Origin of the sequence: Burkholderia sp. E168m23 (genome assembly GCF_016586125.1) — a bacterium.
Lineage (GTDB): Bacteria > Pseudomonadota > Gammaproteobacteria > Burkholderiales > Burkholderiaceae > Burkholderia > Burkholderia orbicola.
In genome coordinates this window covers 1-3,818 of the sequence record NZ_BCPP01000706.1, presented here as the reverse complement: position 1 = coordinate 3,818, position 3,818 = coordinate 1, and the positions used below count along the sequence as shown (strand labels likewise).

6 protein-coding genes are annotated in these 3,818 nt (G+C 67.1%); 4 read left to right on the top strand and 2 right to left on the bottom strand.

All coding sequences use genetic code 11. From position 1 onward, the window contains the following. Positions 1 to 25: 25 nt before the first annotated feature. The 4 genes from JMF90_RS27915 to JMF90_RS27900 all read left to right on the top strand — a co-directional run bounded on the left by JMF90_RS27915 (position 26) and on the right by JMF90_RS27900 (position 2,206). Entirely contained in the window at positions 26 to 286 is a 261-nt protein-coding gene (locus JMF90_RS27915; protein WP_011547275.1) for a type II toxin-antitoxin system Phd/YefM family antitoxin, read from the top strand. Then, on the top strand, positions 283 to 549 hold the full coding sequence (locus JMF90_RS27910) for a Txe/YoeB family addiction module toxin (protein WP_012339674.1): 267 nt from the start codon (positions 283 to 285) through the stop codon (positions 547 to 549). The genes JMF90_RS27915 and JMF90_RS27910 overlap by 4 nt, the downstream gene beginning before the upstream one ends. A gap of 49 nt (positions 550 to 598) precedes the next feature. Further along, the gene (locus JMF90_RS27905; RefSeq protein WP_006480833.1) at positions 599 to 1,222 is read left to right on the top strand and encodes an HAD hydrolase-like protein; all 624 of its coding nucleotides are present in this window, start codon (positions 599 to 601) and stop codon (positions 1,220 to 1,222) included. 405 nt (positions 1,223 to 1,627) lie between these two features. Next, the gene (locus JMF90_RS27900; protein ID WP_012339672.1) at positions 1,628 to 2,206 is read left to right on the top strand and encodes a DUF4142 domain-containing protein; all 579 of its coding nucleotides are present in this window, start codon (positions 1,628 to 1,630) and stop codon (positions 2,204 to 2,206) included. A 120-nt stretch (positions 2,207 to 2,326) separates the two neighbouring features. Here JMF90_RS27900 and JMF90_RS27895 read toward each other — a convergent pair whose 3' ends face one another. After that, the gene (locus JMF90_RS27895) at positions 2,327 to 2,926 is read right to left on the bottom strand and encodes a GNAT family N-acetyltransferase (protein ID WP_012339671.1); all 600 of its coding nucleotides are present in this window, start codon (positions 2,924 to 2,926) and stop codon (positions 2,327 to 2,329) included. Between the two features lie 60 nt (positions 2,927 to 2,986). Beyond that, a partial coding sequence (locus JMF90_RS27890; protein ID WP_201325693.1) for a LysR family transcriptional regulator occupies positions 2,987 to 3,818 on the bottom strand: 832 nt, incomplete at its 5' end.

Sequence of the window (3,818 nt, the reverse complement as noted above, 5' to 3'; positions counted from 1 at the left end):
GTTAAATGTACAAGTGAGGCACCCCATGCGCACGATTCATTTTTCGGATGCCCGCGGCAATCTGAAGACCGTCATCGACCAGGTCGTCGACGATGCGGACGTGACGCTCATTACGCGCCGCGATGCACCGAACGCCGTCATCATGTCGCAGGACTATTACGACAGCCTGATGGAGACGGTTCACCTGCTGCGCTCGCCAGCCAACGTCGCTCATCTCGAACGTTCGATCGCGCAACTGCGCAAGGGCAAGGCGAAAGAACACAAGCTCGCCGAGGATGATGAATGAGCGTACGTCGCGTGCTCTTTACTTCCGACGCATGGGATGACCATGTCTACTGGCAAGGACAGGATCGCAAGACGCTCAAGCGCATCAACCAGCTCATTCGCGAAACCCAGCGCACGCCGTTCGAAGGCATCGGCAAGCCGGAGCCGTTGAAAGCCAATCTCTCCGGCTTCTGGTCGCGCCGTATCGACGATACGAACCGCCTGGTCTACGAGGCTGACGACCTTCAACTCAGCATCGTGTCCTGCCGCTACCATTACGAGTAGCACGGCCGCCAACCAATCTCGCCACGTTCCGCCTCGCATGCGTCCCCCGATGACCTACCGCCTCATCGCCTTCGACTTCGACGGCACGCTCGCCGATTCGCTCGACAGCTTTCTCGCCGCGCTGTCGGAAGCGTCGCGCCTGCACGGCTTTCGCGACGCGACGCCCGAACTGCGCCCTGCGCTGCGCGGCATGTCGGCGCGCGACATCATCCGCGCGCTCGACGTGCCGATGTGGAAAGTGCCGCGCGTGACGATCGACATGCGCCGCCTGATGCGGCCGCGCATCGCGAACGTGCGGCTCTTTCCCGGCGTCGACGAAACGTTCGACGCGCTCGCCGCGCGCGGCATCCGCATCGCGATCGCCACGTCGAACACCGAGGAGATCGTGCGCGACCGGCTCGGCCCGCGCGCCGGCGCACGCGTCGACCATTTCGCCTGCGGCATTCCGCTGTTCGGCAAGGCGCGCCGTCTGCGCGCGCTCGTTCACGAGGCCGGTGTGCGCGCCGACGAAGTGCTGTACGTCGGCGACGAAATCCGCGATGCCGACGCGGCACGGCGCGCGCGTATCGCCTTCCAGGGCGTCGCGTGGGGTTACACGGCGCCCGACGCGTTGCAGGCACATTGCGCGACGCCGTTGCTGCCGCGCCTCGATGCGCTGCTCGATCGCGTGTAACGCTGTCACGCACGCCGCGCGCACACGCGGCCCGCGCGCCCGACGCTCCGCCAACGCAACCGCCGCGACGCCATCACGTCGATGATGCCGATGACACGCACCTGCATCTCATGCATTGCATGCGCCACGTGCGCGCAAAAATTGCCGCCGCCGCACGCGCATCAGGTACGCACTACCGGCCTGCGCGCGTGCCCATCGATTCGTCTTACCAACCGTTACACAAGCCACAGCACGGTTGCACCTGCTACCCGACCGCTCTCCTAGAATCAGTCGGGCCGGAAAACACTTCGAACGCCGCCGCGGCAGAGCGGCAGTCGAATCCGGCCCGGGCGCGCCCGGTCTCTCGCACAGCGACGGATCACACGATCCGTTTTTCAACCAGAGCCCCGATCGAAAGGAGGTCCCATGAACCGCTTTCCCCCCATTTCGCGCCTTGCCTTGTCTGCCGCCGGCCTGCTTCTCGTCGCCGTGACGGCGACCGCGCAAACCGCGCAACCGGCACCCGCGGCATCCGCCGCGCAGGCCGCGACCGCGACGCGCATCCACGAAGCCGACCAGACCTTCATCACGGACGGCACGAAGACCGTGTCGACCCAGCACGACGCCGCGCGCATCGCCGATTCGCGCACGTCGGACAGCCAGGTCAAGGCGTTCGCGCAACGCGTGTCGACCGACGACGCGAAGATCATCCAGGCGATGCGCGCGGCGAGCCCGCGCGGCGTCGACGTACCGGCCAACGACCCGGACACGACCGTGCTGAACAGCATCAAGAGCCTGCGCGGCGCCGAGTTCGACAAGGCGTACATCGAACAGGTCGCGCTCGCCGGCCAGCAGAAGACGATCTCGGCATTCCAGGCCGAAATCGCATCGGGCCGCGACACCAAGCTGAAGGAAGTCGCACGCCAGGCGCTGCCGATCCTGCAGGCGCACTACGCGGACGCGCAGAAGCTCGCGCAGCGTCACCACCTCGCATCGGCGCAGTAACGCGATGCAGCGCCGCGCCTCGCGCGCGGCGCACCGTTCCCCCGTCGTCGCGCTGCCGCCTCCCCTGCCGGTGGCGCGACGCACGTCCAACATTCAACGTTCAACGTCCCGCGTCACACGTTACGTCGCCAGCTTCGCCTCGAGTCGCGCACGCACGTCCGGCCATTCGTCGTCGATGATGCTGAAGCGCACCGAGTTGCGCTTGCGGCCATCCGGCATGATCCGTTCGTGACGCACGATGCCCTCCTGTTTCGCACCGAGCCGCAGAATCGCCGCGCGCGATTTCTCGTTCAGCTCGTCCGTCGTGAACTGCACGCGCACGCATCGCAGCGTGTCGAACGCATAAGCCAGCAGCAACCACTTCGCTTCGGTATTCGCGCGCGTACGCTGCGCCGATTCGCTCAGCCACGTATGACCGATCTCCAGCTTGCGATTCCCGCGATCGATCTTCCAGAAGCGCGTGCTGCCGATGGCGCGGCCCGACGCGCGATCGACGATCACGAACGGCATCACGGTGCCGGCCGCGCGCCCCTGCAACGCCGTATCGATGTACGCGTCGACCGTCTGCGCGCCCGGCACGACCGTGACCTTCAGGTTCCACAACTCGCCGTCGGCGGCAGCGTCCAGCAGCGCCTGCCGGTCGGATGCGGCGAGCGGGCGCAGAACGACACGTTCGCCGGTGAGGGTCGGTTGTTCGAGGAAAGACGATGCGTCGGTCATGACGGGATTTCCGGAAAATGACGGTGATGGCGGTGAAACACCCATCATACGGCGGCGCCGCTAGCCGAGGTGTGCGGCGAGCCGGCGGCGGATCGCCTTCGCTTCGCCGCGCAGCGCATCGGCGAACGCGTCGACGAGCAGGCTCTTCGGCCGGTGCTCGGGCACGATCACGCTGACCCGGTACGGAAACGACCGCGTCAGCGGCCGCACGTGCAGGCCGCGGCCGACGAAATCGAGCGCCGTGAGCGGATTGACGATCGCAGCCCCGAGCCCCTGCCGCACGAACGCGCACACCGAGACGGCCGACGGCGTGTCGACCACCGAGCGCGGCGCGACGCCGAGTTGCGCGAATGCCTCGTCGATCATGATGCGGTACGGATCGTTCAGCGACAGACTCACGAACGGGCGGTCGACGAGATCCAGCAGGTCGATCGCGTCCTGCGCGAGCAGCGGATGGCCGTCGGGCAGCACGCACACTTCATCGACTTCGAGCAGCGGCGTGAGCACCGTGCCGGCCGGCGCGACATCGTGCTCGGTCAGCCCGAGGTCGTAGCGTTGGGCGGTCAACCACTCCTCGAGCACCGGCGACTCCTGCGTCGCGACCGACACGCTGACGCCCGCATGCGCATCGTGAAAGCGCCGGCACGCACCGGGGAGGATCGCGTGCGAGAACGCCGGCAGCGCGATCACCGACAGTTGCCCGTCGCGAAACTCGCGCAGGCGTGCAGCCGTCGCCGCGACGCGTTCGAGCCCCACATACGCGAGCCGCACGTCGTCGAACAGCGTGAGCGCGGCCATCGTCGGGCGCAGTCGGCCGTGCGCGCGTTCGAACAGCGCAAAGCCGACGACCTGCTCCATCCGCGCCAGTTCGCGGCTGATGGTCGGCTGCGAC